The 20,108-nt window shown below is 46.2% G+C and carries 17 protein-coding genes; 7 read left to right on the top strand and 10 right to left on the bottom strand.

The features are described from left to right. Positions 1-89: 89 nt before the first annotated feature. The gene (gene dnaK / locus AC5YB3_RS06965; protein WP_011847566.1) at positions 90-2,009 is read right to left on the bottom strand and encodes a molecular chaperone DnaK; all 1,920 of its coding nucleotides are present in this window, start codon (positions 2,007-2,009) and stop codon (positions 90-92) included. A 288-nt stretch (positions 2,010-2,297) separates the two neighbouring features. On the opposite strand from dnaK, the gene AC5YB3_RS06970 reads away from it, so the two are divergent. The 3 genes from AC5YB3_RS06970 (at position 2,298) to AC5YB3_RS06980 (ending at position 4,378) form a co-directional block, all read left to right on the top strand. Next, positions 2,298-3,224 carry a DMT family transporter gene (locus AC5YB3_RS06970; protein ID WP_494526837.1) on the top strand — a complete coding sequence of 309 codons (927 nt, stop codon included), beginning with the start codon at positions 2,298-2,300 and terminating at the stop codon, positions 3,222-3,224. A gap of 164 nt (positions 3,225-3,388) precedes the next feature. Next, positions 3,389-3,865, top strand: a complete 477-nt coding sequence (gene ybaK / locus AC5YB3_RS06975) for a Cys-tRNA(Pro) deacylase (RefSeq protein WP_011847568.1) — start codon at positions 3,389-3,391, stop codon at positions 3,863-3,865. A gap of 210 nt (positions 3,866-4,075) precedes the next feature. After that, a complete protein-coding gene (locus AC5YB3_RS06980) occupies positions 4,076-4,378 on the top strand; it encodes a hypothetical protein (RefSeq protein ID WP_006083921.1) in 303 nt (100 codons plus the stop codon). Positions 4,379-4,487: 109 nt separating this feature from the next. On the opposite strand, the gene AC5YB3_RS06985 is transcribed toward AC5YB3_RS06980, so the two are convergent. From AC5YB3_RS06985 to AC5YB3_RS07020, 8 genes are all read right to left on the bottom strand, one after another. Beyond that, entirely contained in the window at positions 4,488-5,765 is a 1,278-nt protein-coding gene (locus AC5YB3_RS06985) for a glutamate-5-semialdehyde dehydrogenase (RefSeq protein ID WP_494526838.1), read from the bottom strand. A 12-nt stretch (positions 5,766-5,777) separates the two neighbouring features. After that, the gene (gene proB / locus AC5YB3_RS06990; RefSeq protein ID WP_006082800.1) at positions 5,778-6,896 is read right to left on the bottom strand and encodes a glutamate 5-kinase; all 1,119 of its coding nucleotides are present in this window, start codon (positions 6,894-6,896) and stop codon (positions 5,778-5,780) included. A 210-nt stretch (positions 6,897-7,106) separates the two neighbouring features. Continuing rightward, the gene (locus AC5YB3_RS06995; RefSeq protein WP_006082801.1) at positions 7,107-8,396 is read right to left on the bottom strand and encodes an NCS2 family permease; all 1,290 of its coding nucleotides are present in this window, start codon (positions 8,394-8,396) and stop codon (positions 7,107-7,109) included. Between the two features lie 148 nt (positions 8,397-8,544). Then, positions 8,545-8,733, bottom strand: a complete 189-nt coding sequence (locus AC5YB3_RS07000; RefSeq protein WP_259576141.1) for a hypothetical protein — start codon at positions 8,731-8,733, stop codon at positions 8,545-8,547. A gap of 117 nt (positions 8,734-8,850) precedes the next feature. Continuing rightward, positions 8,851-9,111 (bottom strand): hypothetical protein, encoded by a 261-nt coding sequence (locus AC5YB3_RS07005; RefSeq protein ID WP_494526839.1) that lies wholly within the window; start codon positions 9,109-9,111, stop codon positions 8,851-8,853. After that, a complete protein-coding gene (locus tag AC5YB3_RS07010; RefSeq protein ID WP_494526840.1) occupies positions 9,074-9,559 on the bottom strand; it encodes a hypothetical protein in 486 nt (161 codons plus the stop codon). The genes AC5YB3_RS07005 and AC5YB3_RS07010 overlap by 38 nt, the downstream gene beginning before the upstream one ends. Before the next feature lie 298 nt (positions 9,560-9,857). Beyond that, positions 9,858-10,841 carry an alpha/beta hydrolase gene (locus AC5YB3_RS07015; protein ID WP_494526841.1) on the bottom strand — a complete coding sequence of 328 codons (984 nt, stop codon included), beginning with the start codon at positions 10,839-10,841 and terminating at the stop codon, positions 9,858-9,860. A 1,399-nt stretch (positions 10,842-12,240) separates the two neighbouring features. Further along, positions 12,241-13,779, bottom strand: a complete 1,539-nt coding sequence (locus tag AC5YB3_RS07020) for a M17 family metallopeptidase (RefSeq protein ID WP_494526842.1) — start codon at positions 13,777-13,779, stop codon at positions 12,241-12,243. 219 nt (positions 13,780-13,998) lie between these two features. Between AC5YB3_RS07020 and AC5YB3_RS07025 the strand changes: the two genes are divergently transcribed. The 3 genes from AC5YB3_RS07025 (at position 13,999) to AC5YB3_RS07035 (ending at position 18,013) form a co-directional block, all read left to right on the top strand. Further along, positions 13,999-15,459, top strand: a complete 1,461-nt coding sequence (locus AC5YB3_RS07025) for an aminoacyl-histidine dipeptidase (RefSeq protein WP_259590246.1) — start codon at positions 13,999-14,001, stop codon at positions 15,457-15,459. Positions 15,460-15,716: 257 nt separating this feature from the next. Then, positions 15,717-16,271, top strand: a complete 555-nt coding sequence (locus AC5YB3_RS07030; RefSeq protein ID WP_006080485.1) for a cache domain-containing protein — start codon at positions 15,717-15,719, stop codon at positions 16,269-16,271. A gap of 95 nt (positions 16,272-16,366) precedes the next feature. Then, positions 16,367-18,013 carry a methyl-accepting chemotaxis protein gene (locus tag AC5YB3_RS07035; protein ID WP_494526843.1) on the top strand — a complete coding sequence of 549 codons (1,647 nt, stop codon included), beginning with the start codon at positions 16,367-16,369 and terminating at the stop codon, positions 18,011-18,013. A 137-nt stretch (positions 18,014-18,150) separates the two neighbouring features. On the opposite strand, the gene AC5YB3_RS07040 is transcribed toward AC5YB3_RS07035, so the two are convergent. Further along, a complete protein-coding gene (locus tag AC5YB3_RS07040) occupies positions 18,151-19,083 on the bottom strand; it encodes a DMT family transporter (protein ID WP_494526844.1) in 933 nt (310 codons plus the stop codon). 92 nt (positions 19,084-19,175) lie between these two features. Here AC5YB3_RS07040 and AC5YB3_RS07045 point away from each other — a divergent pair, with 92 nt between their 5' ends. Beyond that, the gene (locus AC5YB3_RS07045; RefSeq protein WP_063884093.1) at positions 19,176-20,075 is read left to right on the top strand and encodes a LysR family transcriptional regulator; all 900 of its coding nucleotides are present in this window, start codon (positions 19,176-19,178) and stop codon (positions 20,073-20,075) included. The last annotated feature ends 33 nt before the right edge of the window (positions 20,076-20,108 follow it).

Consider the following 20,108-nt stretch of genomic DNA (forward strand, 5'->3'; position numbering starts at 1 on the left):
TGTTGAACAAACGGGCGTTAGGGTTGCCCCGTAACGCCCGCCTAGAAATTAACGCTTTGAAATCAATCTATTCGATTGAAAACAAGTCATTATTTCTTGTCGTCTTTCACTTCTTCGAATTCAGCATCGACAACGTCATCGGCAGTAGCGTTAGCCTGTTTGCCCGCGTCGGCATTGTCGCCGCCTTGAGCTTGAGACTTAGCTTGAGCGATTTCCATCAGCTTAGCAGATGCTTCGATCAGTTCTTGAGTTGCCTTTTCAATGGCTTCTTTGTCATTGCCTTTGATAGCAGTGTCAACAGCATCCATCGCAGCTTGGATTTTCTCTTTATCTTCGCTTGGCAGTGCATCGCCCGCTTCTTCAACTTGTTTCTTAGTTGCGTGAACTAAGCCGTCAGCTTGGTTGCGTGATTGCACTAACTCTTCAAACTTCTTGTCTTCATCTGCATGAGCTTCGGCATCACGTACCATTTGCGCCACTTCTTCTTCGCTTAAGCCAGAAGATGCTTTGATGGTGATGTTTTGTTTCTTGCCGGTTTTCTTGTCTGTAGCAGACACATGCAGAATACCGTCGGCATCGATGTCGAACATCACTTCAATTTGTGGCTGGCCACGTTGCGCTGGCTCAATACCGTCTAAGTTGAACTGACCTAATGACTTGTTCGCGCTCGCTTGCTTACGCTCACCTTGCAGTACGTGAATGGTCACTGCACTTTGGTTGTCATCGGCTGTTGAGAACACTTGCTGCGCCTTAGTAGGAATAGTGGTGTTCTTCTCAATCAACTTAGTCATCACGCTGCCCATGGTTTCGATACCAAGAGACAGTGGTGTTACGTCTAACAGTAATACGTCTTTCACGTCGCCTGACAGAACACCCGCTTGAATTGCAGCACCTACGGCTACCGCTTCGTCTGGGTTCACGTCTTTACGAGGTTCTTTGCCGAAGAAGTTTGTCACTGCTTCTTGAACCTTAGGCATACGTGTTTGACCACCCACTAGAATCACTTCGTTGATGTCTGTTACAGATAAATCTGCATCAGCCAGGGCAACTTTCAGTGGCTCTAATGTACGGAGAATCAAGTCTTCAACCAGTGATTCCAATTTAGCACGAGTGATTTTAATCACTAAATGCTTAGGACCTGTTGCGTCTGCCGTGATGTATGGCAGGTTCACTTCAGTGTGGTTGGTGCTTGAAAGTTCAATTTTCGCTTTTTCTGCTGCTTCTTTCAGACGTTGCATTGCTAATGGATCTTTACGCAGATCTAAGCCTTGCTCTTTCTTGAATTCATCAGCTAAGTAGTTGATCAAACGGTTGTCAAAGTCTTCACCACCTAAGTGGGTGTCACCGTTGGTTGCCAACACTTCAAATGTTTGGTCGCCATCGTTGCTGTCGATTTCGATGATAGAGATATCGAATGTACCACCACCTAAATCGTATACCGCAACAATGTTGTCACCTTGTTTCTTATCAATACCGTAGGCTAATGCTGCTGCCGTTGGTTCGTTGATAATACGCTTAACATCAAGACCTGCGATACGACCCGCATCTTTAGTCGCTTGACGTTGTGAATCGTTGAAGTAAGCAGGAACAGTAATAACCGCTTCTGTTACTTCTTCACCTAAAAAGTCTTCTGCGGTTTTCTTCATCTTTTTCAAGATTTCTGCAGAAACTTGTGGTGGAGCCATCTTGTTGCCACGCGATTCAACCCATGCGTCACCGTTGTCGGCTGCAATGATTTTGAATGGCATGATGTTCACGTCACGTTGGACTTCGTCATCTTTAAAGCGACGACCGATCAAACGCTTAATCGCGAAGAATGTGTTAGTCGGGTTAGTCACAGCTTGACGTTTTGCTGGCGAACCGACAATGGTCTCATCATCTGTATAAGCGATGATTGACGGGGTTGTGCGATCGCCTTCAGCGTTTTCTAACACACGTGCTTTGCCACCATCGAGGACAGCTACACAAGAGTTTGTTGTGCCTAAGTCGATACCAATAATTTTACCCATGAGGTCCTCCGAAAAATTTCATTCAATCTAAATTTGTTTAGTTGGTTTTGATATGGGGCTAGACGGTTAAAATATCAAGTCCATCGTTGGCCACCTTCTCTGCCTTGATACCTATATTGGGACAGGGAATTTAATTACAAGGGCGAACAAAAAAATTTTCTGATTTATCTTTCTCGCATCCGCTACGGGATAAAATATCCAAGCACATAAAATAGTCTTGCTTATCAACCCAAGCTGTTATTCAATCTGCCCACATTTGGCGGATGTTTATCCAGGTAAGGTAGCAGAGTGAAGTCTTCGAATTTAGCGTACGTGTATGGCATGGCGGCGGTCTTCCTCTGGTCTACAGTAGCCACGGCCTTTAAGATTGCCTTGAGTTACTACACGCCACTGCAACTGGTGTTTGTTGCCGTGCTCACGTCGATTATTGCCCTTGGCGGTATTCTCGCCTGGCAAAAGAAGCTTTCCTTACTCAAGCAACAGTTTTTACGCCGCCCTGCATTTTATTTAGTTACAGGGCTCATCAATCCCTTCCTTTACTATGTGGTGCTGTTTAAGGCGTATTCCTTACTACCAGCGCAGCAAGCTTTGTCACTCAATTACACTTGGGCGGTATTGCTGCCGTTATTGGCTGCGCCTTTGTTAAAGCAACATTTGCGTAAGAGCGACATTGCTGCGGCGCTGATTGCCTACACTGGGGTATTTATCATTGCCACCGGCGGCGATATCAGCGGCTTTAGTTTTGATAGCCCGCTCGGGATCGGCCTTGCCCTCACCAGCACCTTACTCTGGTGCCTATATTGGATCGTCAACACTAAAGATCAAGGCGATCCCGTGGTGAGTTTATTATTGAGTTTTCTTATCGGCTTACCTTTTATCGCCGTCACTTTAGTGCTGACAGATACCCTACCCAGCTTTAGTCTTAAGGCGATATTTGCAGGTATGTATGTGGGCTTGTTCGAGATGGGCATTACCTTCGTGCTTTGGTTAATGGCGCTGAAAACCGCCACTCGCACCGCGAACATCAGCACTATGGTGTTTTTATCCCCTGTAATGTCGATTGGTTTTATCGCGTGGATTTTGCAGGAAACAATTGCGATGGCGACCTATCTCGGTCTGGCGTTTATTCTGTCAGGGATGATGTTGCAACAACTTTGGCCCCGTTATACCGAGCGCAAAAGTAAAATAGGCCCAAAGCCAAAACTCGCTGAATGATGGTTGAGAGATAGCTGAGTGATGGCAGAGTCATCACTGAATCGTCGCCTGAAATAAACTTGGCTCACTGCAATGAGCCAATTAAAGAACGTAAAAACCGAAGTGGCTAACGTTTTACATCAAAATTAAGCGCTAATATCACCCATTTTGTGAAGGAGTATAGAATGACCCCGGCCGTTCGATTGGCGAAAAAAGCCAAAATTACGTTTGATATCCTAGAGTACAGTCATGATCCACACTGCGCCGCCTACGGCGAAGAAGCTGCCAACACCTTAGGACTCGAACCCGCACAAGTGTTTAAAACCCTTTTAGTTGCCATCGACAAAGCCCATGCGCCAATTGCCGTCGCCCTCGTACCCGTCGATCATCAGCTCAATCTAAAAGCCGTGGCAAAATGCCTAGGACAAAAGAAACTGCAAATGGCCGATGCCGAACTCGCGCAAAAATCATCGGGCTATCTGGTTGGCGGCATTAGCCCGCTAGCGCAGAAAAAACAGTTACCGACCTTAATTGATGACAGCGCTCAAGGCTTCGAGAGGATTTATGTCAGCGCGGGCAGACGCGGTTTGGAGATAAGCTTAGCGGCCACTGACTTAGCCCAGCTTTGCAAAGGCGAATTTGCCGATATCAAGACGCTTTAAGCCACATCGACCACATTAAGCACAAGTCATTCGACGTTAAGTAATCCACTCCATTAAATAGCACGCGCTCATGTTGGATAACTCGCAAACAAGACCCTAGCAACAACAAATTAGCCTCTGCGAACTGGGTCTACAGTAGAAAGCGTTTGATAATGCCTAGACTTGCGTCTATAAATTGTACTGAGGTACAAATCGACTAAGGATAGTCAGATGGAAAAATCAACCCAATGGGCCCCGGAAAATAGCATCAGCCCACTAAGCTGGTGCGCTATGCTACTCTGCATCGCCTTATTTATTTATGAGCATTTCTGGGGAAACAGTTTTACCACTATGGTGGTCATGCTCTATTGCAGTTTTATGCTGCCCTCGGTATTACTCACCCGCAGAGTGCAGGAAAAGTACTTTATTTATACCTTGGAATACATCAAGGCCTTTCGTAAGTTCACTACCGTCATGTCGACGCTATTCTTCTGTATCTGGTTACTTGCCACCTATACGCCGCTTCTCCATTGAAGCACTGCCATCAATAAACTCTGCAAATTGGCACTTACAATCAAACACTGCGAACAAAAAAGCCGTCAACACAGTGTGTTAACGGCTTTAATTTTATGGTTTTTAACCGCTAAACACGGCTAGTGTAATCACCCCATGCTAACCACTTATATGTGGTTAATGCCTCAAGCCCCATTGGGCCGCGAGCATGGAGTTTTTGCGTGCTCACAGCAACTTCGGCGCCAAGGCCAAACTGACCGCCATCGGTAAAACGCGTGCTGGCATTGACATACACAGCCGCTGAGTTCACTTCGTTCATAAAGTGCGCCGCTGCGTGAATGTCATCGGTCAAAATCGCTTCCGAATGGCCGCTAGAATATTGGCGAATATGACTAACGGCGGCATCGATATCGCTCACCACTTTAATGCCTAAGGTTAACGACAACCATTCGATGCCAAAATCCTCAGCCTTGGCGAGCGTCACATCAAACCCTAAACCATCAAGCAGACTAAAGCTTGTGTCACAAACTGAAAAACGCACGCCTAAACGATGCAGATACTCGGCAATTTGCGGCACAAATGTGCTCGCCACGCGCTCATCCACAAGCAAGGTATCAAGCGCATTACACACAGTTGGACGCTGCACTTTGGCGTTAGCGATCACCTCGAGAGCCCGTTCAAGATTGGCATTTTTATCGACATATAAATGGCAAATACCTATGCCGCCCAAAATCACCGGAATGGTCGCCTGTTCAGCACATAAGCGCTGCAGTGCTTGACCGCCACGGGGCACTATCATGTCGACATATTGATCGAGCTTAAGTAAACCAGTTACTAAAGCTCTGTCTGAAGAATCAATAAATTGCACCGCATCTATCGGTAAACCTTGAGCGACAATCGCGCCGCGGATCACGTCACTAATAAGCTTATTCGATTCAAGGGTTTCTTTACCGCCACGGAGGATCACCGCATTACCGGTTTTAAGGGCAAGTACCGCGATATCAACAGTCACATTGGGCCGAGCTTCGTAAATCACCCCGATAACCCCAAGTGGTACTCGGCGGCGAGTCAGCCTTAAACCGTTATCTAATAATTTACTGCCAAATTCTTCGCCTACCGGGTCAGCAAGGCGAATCACATCGCTAATATCGCCAATAATGCCCGCCAGACGCGCATCATCGAGCAACAATCTGTCGATCATCGCATCCGTTAATCCATCGGCTTTAGCAGCGGCAACATCTTTAGCATTCGCGGCTAAAATGGCGGCGGCGTTTTCTGTCAGCGCATCGGCGATGGCTTCAAGCAAATCGGCCTTTTGGCTCGCCGTTAAGTTAGCTAAGGCATAACTTGCTTGTTTGGCATTATTACCAAGTTGCTGTAAATACTGATCTTGATTAATTTGACTCAAAACAGACCTCGCTTATAAGACAACCATGTCGTTGCGGTGCACGATTGCGTCACCATAATCGTAACCGAGTAAAGACTCGATCTCGTCGGAATGCTTGCCCGCGATCAAACTGAGGGCTTGGCCGCAGTATCGTGTCATCCCTTTAGCAATCACTTTACCCTGTTGATCAACTAATTGCAGCGTTGCGCCGCGCTCAAACTGGCCTTTAACGCCGACGATACCTTTAGACAATAGGCTGCGGCCCTTGTCTGTCACTGCTTTGACCGCACCGGCATCGAGCACTAAAGAACCTTGAGTCGCAGGGCCGGCTAAAATCCACTGTTTACGGCTTTCGAGCGGGTTTTCGATGGCACTAAAATGTGTCCCAACCGATTCCTTGCTCACCACTTTTTTGATCACATCGGGGTGATGGCCAGAAGCGATAACCACTTCGATGCCTGCACGGCGAGCAATATCCGCCGCTTCCAATTTAGTCGACATTCCGCCCGTACCTAAACCCGATACAGATCCGCCCGCCAACATACGTAGGCTGTCGTCAATCTTGACGACTTGGGAGATCAACTTAGCATTCGGGTTCGTGCGCGGATCGGCATCGAATAAGCCCTTTTGATCCGTCAATAAAATCAATAAATCGGCATCACACAGCAGTGCGGCACGGGCCGACAGATTGTCGTTATCACCGACTTTGATTTCATTAGTGGCAACAGCATCATTTTCATTGATGATCGGCACAATATTATTCGCCAGCAAGGCATTGAGCGTGTCACGGGCGTTGAGGTAACGCTCCCTATCCTGCAAATCGGCACGGGTCAGCAGCAATTGGCCGACATGCAGCCCATAAATACTAAAGAGTTGTGACCAAGCGAGGATCAACTGACTTTGCCCGACAGCGGCTAACAATTGCTTATTGGCCATAGTGTCGGGCAGTGTCGGGTATTGGAGATGTTCACGCCCAGCAGCAATGGCCCCAGAGGTGCATAATACGACTTCGACCCCTGACTTCATCAGTGCGGCCATTTGACGAGCAAGCTCAACCATGTGAGCTTTATCTAGCTGTTTACTGCCAGAAGTCAGCACACTCGTCCCCAATTTCACTACTACGCGGCGATACGCAATCTCACTTAAGTTCATTATTCATTTGTAAAAAATAACCGAACAATCCTTATACCTAATCCGTTGGGTAATTGGTAGCAAGGAGTTATTAACTCGAGATAAATTTTCGATTTTGCTTGGAATCACGCATGAAAAAGGGCCATCGATGAGATGACCCTCAAAAAATATTGTCTATTGTAGACAATCTACGTTGTGAGCTCGCACTACACGAGCCACTAATCGACAGCCTTAGCCATAGATAAACTTAGCTACAAACAGCGCAGCCAAGACGACAATGCCCACATTGAGATCGCTAAAACGACCTGTGAGTAATTTAATTGCGGCGTAAGAGATCATCCCAAAGGCGATGCCTGTGGCGATAGAAAACGTCAGCGGCATTAAAATACACACAACGACTACCGGTGCGGCTTCAGTCAAATCTTCCCATTCGACATGCACGAGTCCTGACATCATCAGAATCGCCACATAAAACAGTGTACCCGCCGTCGCATAGGCTGGGATCATGCCCGCCAAAGGCGACAGGAATAACGCAGCAATAAAGAGTAATCCCACGACAACTGCCGTCAAACCAGTACGACCACCCGCGCTCACACCCGCCGTACTTTCGATATAACTTGTGGTCGTCGACGTACCAAAAGCGGCGCCCGCAATAGTCGCTAAACTGTCGGCGGTTAAGGCACGGTTTAATCGCGGTAAACGTCCCTTCTCATCGAGGAAACCACCGCGCTGCGCAACCGCCACTAAAGTGCCAGAGGTATCGAAAAGATCGACGAATAAGAAGGCAAACACCACAGATAACATGCTGACTTCAAAGACTTGGGATAAATCCATCTTCAAAAATGTTGGCATGATCGACGGCGGCATAGACACAATGCCGTGATACTGCACATCGCCAAACACTAATCCCAGCGCTGTGATAATCAAGATACTTAGGATAACCGCCGACTTCATTCCACGTTGCACCATAGCAATGATCAGGAAAAAGCCTAACACAGCCATCACCGCCGGAAATGCAGTGATATCGCCTAAGGTCACTAAGGTTGCAGGGCTTGCCACCACAATACCGGCACTCTTAAGGCCAATCAGCGCAAGGAACAGACCAATACCAGCGGCAATACCAATACGCAGCGACATGGGAATGCTATTTACAATCCACTCTCGAATGCGCACTAAAGATAAGATTAAAAAGCAAATACCCGACAGGAATACCGCGCCAAGTGCTGTCTCCCAGCTGTAACCCATTTCGCCCACAACTGTGTAGGTAAAGAAGGCGTTCAGCCCCATGCCGGGTGCAAGTGCGATAGGATAATTCGCCATCAAGCCCATAACTAAACAGCCGACAGCCGCAGCCAAACAAGTCGCGACGAATACAGCCCCATGGTCCATGCCCGCATCGGCTAACATCATTGGATTCACAAAAATGATGTAGGCCATCGTCATAAATGTTGTCAAACCTGCGACCGCTTCCTGCTTGAGGCTCGTTTGATTTTGTTTCAGTTTGAACAGTTTTTCTAACATGGAACAAGGTTCCTTTTTATTTTAAGTATGTAGGGTAGTTAGATGTAAACACTATGTAACGTGATGACATTTGCAGCCGATTATAGGGAGTTTAGGCTGGTCAGGCCAGAGGAGAGGCTGTCGTACGGAAAAATAATGAGGGGAAATGTTAACTAATCTTGCTTGCTGTAGCTTTTTTACCAGTACGGAAAATACTTAGGACGAAGAACACCAAAGCAGCGACGAGAAAGCACACCAGACCGATGATATCCATTGAATACGCGTTGTATATTGCCCCCATAAAAAAGACCAAGGATGCAATTTTTAAAGGATTTTTTAATTTAAATAGTGCTTTCATACAGATCCTTTTAAGTCCTAATGCATGGCACCAATAGCGTGAAATATGCGTGACCGAAGCGGTAATCAATTAGTAGCTTAAATAGCGAAAGTGGCACTTTGGAGTTGAATTTAGATATTAACTTCCGATAACTTCAACTTTATAAAACCGACTCTTTTCTGAAAGCTGTTTAAATACCCAAGGTGGATTCAGTACCGATATGTTCTTGACGCCAAGTTTATTCAGATCGCTGATGGCGTAATACCAACCGACATAACTACCCGCATCTTCATATTTCTTGTACTCATAACTTTGGCCAAGTGTGGTGATGTTAGAATTAATGCCTAATTTTTGAAAGAATTCAGCTTCTCTTGCCAGCGTTTTTTTCACCATATTCATCAAAGTGTTTTTGAGTGGCCTCACGCTCAGATTCAGGTAAGGTTTTGATAAATTCAGCGACTCCAGCAGCCATGCCAGAAGTTCCACCATGAAAGCCTATCAATGCATGGTTCGTGATTCTTTTTTCATGTGCAGCAGGGAAAACGTAGTTAGCACATGAAGATAAACAATACTCAGTCACCTCAACGTTTAAGCTGTTCTTGTTGATAAACTCGGCTAAATCAAGGCCTAAATTAACTTCACCACCAACACTCTTAATGGCTAGCCATTTTATTTTTGAAGTATTTTTCTTAAATATTTCAAACACCATTTCATTGGCTTCTTTTGCTAACCCTCCTTGATAGTGAATCTTATCACCGTCTAAGAACACTTGAGTAGGCTCATTTGCGTAGCAAAATGTGCTGGTAAAAATCAAACTTAAAGAAAATAGATTTAAAAACTTAGCCATACCGATTCCTTTTGGCATACAACAGTCTATCAACGATAGTCCTGACAACTACACTTAAACCAATGAAAATAAATAACATTTTATTCAGCAATTTACTGGCAGCGACCAGTTATGACAATAAGCAGTTAGTCTGAATAAAAGCAAGAAGGTCAAAATTGTTTTCGTGGGTATACATGTATGCCTAAAACGGGATTAATTGCCTAAACGAACTTAGGTACATAGACATTTTGGCAGTAATAGAAGCTAAAACTATGACGTTAAAGGTTGGGAAGTGAACATCGCCACTTTGCGCGTACTCTCAATGCCCTTGATAGGTACTATTTATCCAGCTACTCATAATGTTGATCGTATCGTCATTATTTGGCAGGTTTAAATGCTTTACCTTTGGGATGATTTTGACGAGCGCATGAGGAGCATTTTTACTAAAAACGGCTTCGAACTTTTCTGCGTAAAATGCTTCATCATCTGCACCCACTAAGACTAATACAGGTTTATTATTTTTTTGCAGATTCTTTTCATACGCTTGAGGTGAAAAAGATTCATTTAACCTGTAAGAGTAGCTTTCAGCCTGTAATGGGTCGCTCCATTCTTTTGGGCGGTTAAAAAATAGCACAGGTAGAGAGTTAAACAGCTTAATTCCAACATTATTTAACATCGTCAATCCTATATAACGTCTAGTCGATACCTGAACCCATCCTCCCGAATTTGGCCTTACAGTTGGTGCCCGATAGCCAAGATAAGGAGCGAGGAGCAGATATCCATCAAATGCGACATGATCTCCTCCTGCATATTTTATCGCTAAGCCGCCACCGGATGAGTGTCCTCCGAGAATGATAGATGAATTAGGGTATTGTTGACTAAGATGCAGCCTAAGATCCTCCAAGTCATCCTCATACTGTCCTATATAATCGATATCTCCCAATGTCTTTTGTGCTGATCGACCATGGCCACGCAGATCTGGAATAACCACACTGATCTCAGTTGCAATGGATAATTTTTGAGCTGGGTGCAGCAAATACCGACCTTCCGCTCCAGAACCATGTAATAGAACCAGAATCGTATTCGTCTTGCCGGCGATAAATCTGTAAAACAACTCACTTCCGCTACGCGAAGCATACGTTTGCTCACTTAGTTGAAGGTTATCTGCTTTACCATTTAAAACATCAAAATCTAGACTATCAACGACAGGCTGTTTTCTAACGGGTATACATACCAATAATGATGCAAGCGCTAAGTAGCAAAAGGGTATAGCCAATAATGATGTAAGGAGCGTCATTGTCATTTTGATACCTATCGTCTTAGTATTTATGCGCTGGTTGTCTGCAAGGCATAAGTCGTGGATTGACTTATTTTTCACGAATGACCGCTACCCATTCCTATCTCTCGAATAATAGAAACGGTATTTTCATGCTATAGACATTTGCTTTTATGGGGTAGCAGTTTTTATATAGCTATGTATACAGCTAAGGCAGTCATCACTTGATATCGTTTCAGCTTGTACCTCCAATGACACCTAATTTTGACAGGCTTAGAATCTAACTCATCGTGTTCGGCGTTAAACTCAGATTTGTACACCCACGGCATCCACTCCCACTCATCAGTAGTTGAATCAATAAAACCGCCAAATCAATACCATTGGTTCAGCATCTCGTATTCTGTTTAGCTTTTGATAAATACAAATCGACGGCGATATATCAGTAAGATGTGAGTCAAAATGTTATTAACTCAGTTGATCACTTAGGTAAGGTTTAGATAAAAAAAAGGCAAAAAAAAGCCTGCTCAATGAGCAGGCAAAGACATATTTCAAGCGTCCCTTTCGGGGAAGTACATTACCGCGCTAGCGGGAAAAACCTGGCATATCCATGCAAAAACATCGATATACTACTTGAGTCTAAACACGCCAAAAAAGGCGATACAAAGGTTGATGGATGATGGAAACTAAACTTTAAGGAGGGTTAAGCCTTAAAGCTCATGGCGAATAAACCGCCACGCAAAACATCAGTGTTAAACCAAGTGTTCTGCCAATAAAAATGGTTGTTGCCTGTATAAGACATAGTCAATACTCCTAAATTAGTTGTGATTAAGTACTCTAGTGAAGCTTGGCTCGGTTCCCTGGAACTAGAGATTCTCATATCCGTTGAGACGACTTGTCACTCAGGTCCTTGGAGAAAAATATCCATCCTGGATAGACTAGAGAGGAAAGGCATAGCGCCTAATCCACGAAAGCAATTATATGGTTTTGTAGTTTTATTACAACCTTTATTTGTAATTTTTTTAATTAAGGCTTTTTAATGTAATTAAATTACACAATTATAGTAGGGTTAATGGCGATCTGCTTCACATAAAAACAGAAATAATCCTGTAAGCATCTAATAAGTAAGATATTACAGAATTATTTCTTTTTGTTACTAGGGCGTGTTGACGTTTCGAGATTAAATTTTGTTCGCTCTGGCAAGCTCGTGATCGCGAAACGAGGAGTGACGTGTAGTTATTCTACTCAAATGACGAGTGACAAAGAGCAAGAGCTTGCCAGACGAACCCTTCGGGCAGCGTTTGGCTGGCATTTCTGCTGCGTTATCGCCCGTTTATGTAGAATAACGACACCGCACGGGCTTTACCTTGCATAAAAGCCAGCCAACTCGCTGCAAAAATAACCCTGAAACGTCAACACGCCCTACCCGTTAGCGATTGATCAGATATTGATACAAGCCCACCAGCGGACTGGCCGTAGGTTTACCGTAGAGCGGATCGCCTTCTGTCGCACTGCCTGCGATATCTAAGTGCATATAAGCTAAGGGAATCGGGGCGGTTACACCATGGTCAAATAGCCCCGACGCTTTCAGTAAAAACGCCGCCGGATATTGATGTCCGCGCGCGGTAATCGATGATGGGGCATTATTTGAAGATAACATTTCAGCAGCGCCCGACACATCGCGGATCTTCGCGAAGTCTTCAGGTCGCAATGTAGACACTTCAAAGGGTTCGCCCCATTGAGTCGCCTGCTGTTGTAAAGTGACAGCGCATTGCTGCGAACTCGCCACTGAGTTTTCCACCGCCGCAGGATAACTGCCATAACAGCGCACTACGTGACCCGTGAGTGTTGCTACCGAAAACATTTCAGGCTTCACCGCCGACACGGCTTTGATGCGTAAATGACTCAGTAAATCTGCCAGCACTAAGCGCCCTTCGGCATCCGTATTACCAATCCGTACTCGTACACCCGCATGACTGGTAATGATTTCATCGGTCACGAAGGCTTCGCTGCCTATGCTGTTACGCACTAAACCTAACTCGGCAATCACTCGAATGCCCTTAGGCTTGAGCATTGACAGGGTTTTGAATAGCCCCGCCACAGCTGAAGCGCCGCCTTTATCACGGCTCATGCCCGCCATAGAACCGCCGACTTTCAGATCGGCGCCGCCGGTATCGTAAATCACGCCCTTACCCGCGAACAGGAAAGTGCGAGTCACTTCACCCTCTGGCAGATATTCTAATTTCACCACCCGAGGTTGATGACGACCGACGGCAAAAGAGGAACGCGCTACTGCACTGAGCAGCGGATAGTCACGCTCTAAAATATCTCTGTCTTCTACCACTGCGGTTTTGATCACGCTGCCCGCTAAGGATTGTAGACAATAGTCAGCAAAGGCTTTAGCCGACATGCGCTCAGGTTCTGTACCACATAAATCCCGCGCTAATACGCGGCCCGCTTCTAACGCATTGAGTAAATTGCTGTTATGGGTTGATGAAGATAATAACCCTATGGCCTCAAATGTAGGCGTTAAGCCCGTCGCTTCACGCAGCTCTAAGGTTTGCCACAGTTCTTGACCGCAGGCTAACGCCGCGACTTCAGAGGCAAAACCAAAACGCAAATCCTTCGATGGCACCACATATAACAACGGACGTTTGGCGCCCGCCTCTTTTGCAATGGCAATCGCCGCCCTTGCGGCATCAGCATATACACGCACATCTACATACTCGTCGTTCACTTGGGTGACAGGCGCAATGATCAAGCGGCCTCCTGCCAGACCCGGGGCAAACAGTAATGTAGGGCTCTTACCTACGCGCTTATCCACGTGGGCACCGTGCTGAGCCAATAAACTGATCTCATCAAAACCTATGGTATCCAGATCTGGCGTTACCACCACAACTGCATCCCAACCTTCACCATCAAAAATGGCATTTTCTGCTTTTACATCAACGAAGTTAACTTGAAACATGACCCATCCTTTTTCATTATTGTGTCTGCATTATTCCCGCTCTATCGCCTAATTACCAATCTAAAAGTGGTATCGAGACCCTCTGAAAAATCCCAACTGGAAACTTTGGCTGCCAGCGTAACAAAAGCCTGTGATGCTGAGATTAATTGGCTGCGCAGAATGTGGTAGAATGGCCGCAAATTTGCCCTATACCCACAAGACCTTATGAGGGACACTTCTGTGACAGCTTTAAGTCAGTTATACCCACAGCCATTATGGCAATGGTTTGAACAAATCTGCGCTATTCCCCACCCATCTAAGCATGAGCAAGCCTTAAGCCAGCACATTCAAGCGTGGGCAAAAAGCAAACAACTTGCCGTCGTTGAAGATGCCGTTGGCAACTTGATCATCCGCAAACCGGCTACGCCTGGAATGGAAGATCGTAAAATCGTGGTCATTCAAGCCCATATCGATATGGTGCCGCAGAAGAATGCCGACAAAGTACACGACTTCACCCAAGATCCTATCGAAGCTTATGTCGATGGTGATTGGGTTAAAGCCAAAGGCACGACCTTAGGTTCAGATAACGGTATTGGTATGGCATCGGCGCTGGCCATTTTGGGCTCTGATGACATCAAGCACGGTCCATTAGAAGTGCTGCTGACCATCGATGAAGAGGCGGGCATGACGGGCGCCTTCGGTTTACAGGCGGGCATGTTAGATGCAGAGATCCTGATCAACACTGATTCTGAGCAAGAAGGTGAAATTTACATGGGCTGCGCCGGTGGCGTCGATGCTCAAATCACCCTGCCTATGGTTTGGCAAGCGTCTGAGCAAAGTTACTCTGCCTTTAGCCTGCATTTATCTGGCTTAAAAGGCGGTCACTCTGGAGTGAACATTCACTTAGGTCGCGGCAATGCCAATAAGTTATTGGCGCGTTTCCTATTTGAAAATGCAGATGATTTAGCGTTAGAGCTGACACAATTTAGCGGCGGTTCATTGCGTAATGCGATCCCACGTGAAGCCAACATCAGCTTTATGTTGCCAGAAGAAAACGTCGGTGCCTTAAACGAAAAAGTCGCTGAGTTTGAAGCGCTTATCCGCACTGAACTCGCCATTGCCGATCCTGATATGCGTTTAGTGTTAAACACTATCCCCACGCCAAAACGTGTGATGAGCGAAAACAGCCAAAATACCCTGATCGATTTGCTGCATGTGTGCCCGAACGGCGTGATCCGCATGAGTGATGAAGTCGAAGGTGTGACTGAAACCTCGCTCAACGTAGGCGTCATCAGCACTGACGATGAACAAGTCACTATCCTGTGTCTTATTCGCTCACTGATTGATTCTGGCCGAACTCAAGTCGAAGGCATGTTAACTGCATTAACTAACTTAGCCGGAGCCGATATCGATTTAAGCGGCGCTTACCCAGGTTGGAAACCAGATAACAGCTCACCTGTGATGGCGATAGTACGCGAAACCTATCAAGACATTTACCAAAAAGAGCCAGTGATCATGGTGATCCATGCGGGTCTTGAGTGTGGTCTATTCAAGAAACCTTATCCAGATATGGATATGGTCTCGATTGGTCCTACGATTCGTTATCCGCACGGACCAGACGAGATGGTGAACATCACCACAGTCGGCCAATACTGGACCTTATTATTAGCCGTACTCGAGCGTATTCCAGTTAAGGCGTAACGCCCGAATGATAGCCTAGCTCACTCAATTGGCACTTAATTCAAGGCCACATCTGCTCAAGTCAGATGTGGCCTTATTTTTTATCGCGCCTTCTATTTGTGTGCAGAAATGCCATTGATAAAATTTTTATGAAAGAACTGAATAACTTGAATTTTCTACTATAGTTGTTCTGTCTAACTCGAACGTATTTTTGCTTGTCGCGCTTTTAGAGATAGCCGCTTTCCCCTTCAATACTGTGACCTTAAGGAATAGAGATCATGAAATTTGGTAAAATCTTGTCAGCCGCCGCACTACTGCTCAGCAGTAACCTCAGTTTCGCAGAAGAAGTCCCCCAAGCCGTTATCGATCTAGCCGATTCACTGATGCCATTAGGTAAAGAAGTGGTGCTGGTGAATGCCGTTAAAGCGCAAAATGCTCAAGGCAAAAGTTTAGATTCGATCAAAACATTAGATGAAAAATGGATCGCCACCGCAGGGATTGATGACTTTATGTCGTCCTTGATGAACAACGAAGCGGCCAAGTTTCTCACCACCTTCGAAGCCAGCCAACCTTACTACCAAGAAATTTTCCTCATGGATAATCAAGGTGCGAACGTCGCCATGACCAGTAAAACCTCAGACTACTGGCAGGGTGACGAGGATAAATGGCAAAAATCCTTTGCCAATGGCAAAGGCGATAAGCACATAGGTCCAGTCAAATTTGACACTAGCTCCCAAGCTTATCTGGTACAAATTTCGATACCCGTCATGGATGGCGATGCCGCAATTGGTGCTATCACCATCGGGATCAACCTAGATCAATTCGGACTCTAATTGCCAGAGAACGCCAGTGATGGGCCGCATCCGCTTTTATTCAGTGGTTATCGCGGCCCTCACCTTTCAATGCATCAATCAAGGAGGGCGTGACTATGGAATGGTATAAAGATCTTTCCGTTAACCAGAAACTGACTTACCCGAGTCTGCTACTCGCTGGCGTAGTCATCTTCGCCTCTTCAACTGGCATCTTAGGGCTTAAAGCATTAAATAGCAGCGCAAATACGCTCGCACTCGAATACTTACCGAGCCAATCTGAACTACTGCAAGCTGATAAAGAGCTTTACCAAGCGCAAGTCGCCGAACGTAGCCTGATGTTCGTTAACGTGGGCACGGACTCCTATAATAGCCTTCTAAAACAGCATACTAATAGTATATCTCTGGTCAAAGAACACCTTAATCAGTTTGCCGATGTGACCACAAGTCCCCTCGCAAAAGAAAAACTCAATGAATTAAATCGCAGTTTCGAGGTATGGCGAACCACCACCTCTGAAATCAGCAATCAGCGCACCCAAAATGGCCGTAACGGTCGCACGACAGCAATTGATCTGAGTTTTGGTCAAGCAGCGACGCAATTCGAGCAGCTGCATCAAAATATTAATCAGCTGATCGATGACTTAAACAGCAACACGGCAGCAGCTGTCACCCAAGTGGATGATGACGCCTATCGTGGGCAGCAGATGCAGTTAATTGCTTTAACGATTAGTATCCTGATCTGCATTCTGTTCATCGTTGCCTTGCCTAAACTCATCAGTAAGCCGCTCGCAGTTTTGCTGGCGAAAATCCACGACATTACCGATGGTGATGGTGATTTGACCGAGCGAGTCCAGCTAACCTCTAAGGACGAGCTTGGTGATCTCGCCAAGGCATTCAATCATTTTCTCGATAACTTACATGGCATTATCTCGCAGTTTAAACAATCTACTTCGGAGCTTAATGTCGCCGCCGAAGGGCTAGCAAAAACCAGCGCCACGGCAAAACATACCTTGATGGATCAACAGGCAGCCACCCACAGAATCGCCGATGCCAGTGATCACATTGCTGCCTCTGTGCAAGAAGTGTCAGTCAGTGCCAGTCATGCCGCCGATGCCGCCAAACAAGCCGATGTCTTTACCGCCGATGGCCAAGAAAGAGTGAAAAAAACCATCAATGTAATTCGAGAACTCGCGGGGGATGTAGGCTCGGCAGAAATGCAAATCAACAAACTCGAACAAGAAGGCCAACATATCGGCCGCGTACTTGAGGTGATCCAATCTATTGCCGAACAGACCAATCTATTAGCCCTTAACGCAGCGATTGAAGCGGCGCGAGCGGGCGAGCAAGGACGCGGCTTTGCTGTGGTTGCCGATGAAGTGCGCTCCCTCGCCTCTAAGACCCACCAATCCACCGAAGAAATTAAATTGATGATCGCCAATGTGCAAAATGGCACCCAAAGCGCTGTGGCGGCAATTAATATTGGTAATGAAAAAGCGATTTCGAGCGTCGAAGCCGCCAGTAATGCCGGTGAAGCCTTAGCGCATATTGCAGAAATGGTGAGTCAGATCAGCGAAATGAATAATCAAATCGCCCTCGCTGCCAAAGCGCAAACCACTATGGCCAATGAGAGTCATCAAAATATTCAACACATTGCCGAACAGTCGGAGGACAGTTTACGCAACACTGATGAAATCTACGCAGCAAGCGTACAACTCTCGTCAATGGCGGGTAACCTCACGGCGCTAGTCAGTCGTTTTAAACTGTAAGTTGTTGAAAGTGGAAGCTTGCAAATATGTGACGTTTTAATTAAGTAGCATCCAACGAATAAGGGAGCATAAACCTGTCGCAGTGATTATCTGAATTCAGGTGCTCCCTTATATTTAAACAGCAAAGCTAGCATCGATTAGCAGCGCTTAACCACTAAGCCTCTTGCCGCGCGTAGGTTGACTAACATAGGTAACATCAACGCAAGGATTACTATCAGCATCCCTACCAATTGAATTTCCGTTACCGCCTGCCCCATAGCTAACGCCGTTAATGCTGCAAAAACGGGCACGAGATTAAAAAAGATCGATGCCTTAGCGGGGCCAAGCGCTTTAACGCCGTTAATCCAAAACAGATAACCGAGCACAGTAGCGAATAAACCTATGTAGAGCACGCTAGACAAAGCCATCGTCGACAGCCCCATCAACTCCTGCCAAGCGTGAAACTCACCACGGCCTAGCCCAACAACGGACATAGACACACTAGCAGCTATCATACTCAGCAAGGTAAATGGCAACACAGGCAACCAATGGCCGACCCGTTGCGAACAAATGGTATAACCACTCCACGCCAACATGCCGGCGGCAATCATCACATCACCTTGGTTAAAACTAAAGTTGAGCAACTGCTGCACACTGCCATTGGTGATCACTAGCAGTACGCCCGCCAAACCACCGACTAAGCTGAACACTTGTTGTCTGCTGAGCCATTCACGCTGTAATAGCGCGTTGACGATTGAAGTCACTAGCGGGCTGAGCGCCATAATCAAGGCGCCATTGGCGGCAGAGGTGTGCTGCAGCCCATTAAATAACGCCAGATTTAAGCCGCCCACACCAATCACGCCCACCAGCGCTATGACAGTGTATTGTGCCAAACTCAATTTGGGCCAAGCTTGACGAGTGAAAACGATATATAACGCCAGAGTCACCGCCGCAATGGTAAAACGCCAGAATACGAGGGATTCACCTGACATATCCTCCAGCACTCGCTTAGCTATGGGAAACACGCTGCCCCAGCTAAAAACGCAAATAAGTAGACAAACGAATGTCATGTAAGGTGTATGGGATTTCATATCGGACTCTAGGGAGATAATTGGGATTGAGCTTAGTTTATAAGTTTCATATATTATTAAAACCTACAAGATTGAGAGCTTAAATTCCAAATATGAAACTTAATTATTCCTTAGACGATATGCGCTTATTTTGGGTGGTGGCACAACAAGGGAGCTTTAAGCTCGCGGCGCAACACTTAGGCATTCCACCTTCAACCTTAAGCCGTCGAATCAATCTGTTAGAACAATCATTAGGCCTGCGTTTACTGCACAGAGACGCCCATAGAGTCAACCTTACCGCCACAGGTCAGCGTTATCTCGAACGCTGTGGCCCGCTGTTTATCGAGTTAAACCAGGTATCCGGTGAGTTGCATGCGGATAAACATCAAGCGGTTGGCAAACTGCGGATCTCGGCGCCTATCAATACAACCTATCGCTGGCTAGGTGAATCACTCAACGCCTTCCAACGGCATTATCCCAATATCGACATCGATTTAAGCCTGTCGAACATGAATATCGATGTCAGTGAAAACGCCATCGATATCGCCTTTCGAGTGGGTGAACCTAAAGATCCCGATTGGATTGCAAGGCCGCTCACCACGATTAGCTTTGTGCTTTGCGCCAGCACATCGGCAACCCAGTGGCATACACTGCAAGCCATAGAAGCACTCGAACAACATCCGGTTATCATCGCAAAGCCCGTAAAAACATGGCGCTTACAACACAATATCACAGGACAAGATTTCGAGTTTGAGCCGAGGGGGAATATCAAATTAGCCGTCGATGATATGGCGATCGCCAGTCAGGCTGTAGTGGCGGGACTCGGTATTGGGCTATTACCCATCAGCATGGCGAGTGAACAGATACAAAGCGGCAAGCTCGTTCAAATACTGCCAGAATGGCAAGGTATTCCGCGCACCGCCTACTTGATGTATCGCGATCGGGACAATTTACCCTTGCGGGTCAGACTGTTAATTGATTTTATGTTGGCGAATCCACCCGAGGCTTATTGAGCCATTCAGGCATGAGTCTGCGGCGTATCGACT

The sequence above is a fragment of the Shewanella sp. 1311 genome, assembly GCF_059338235.1.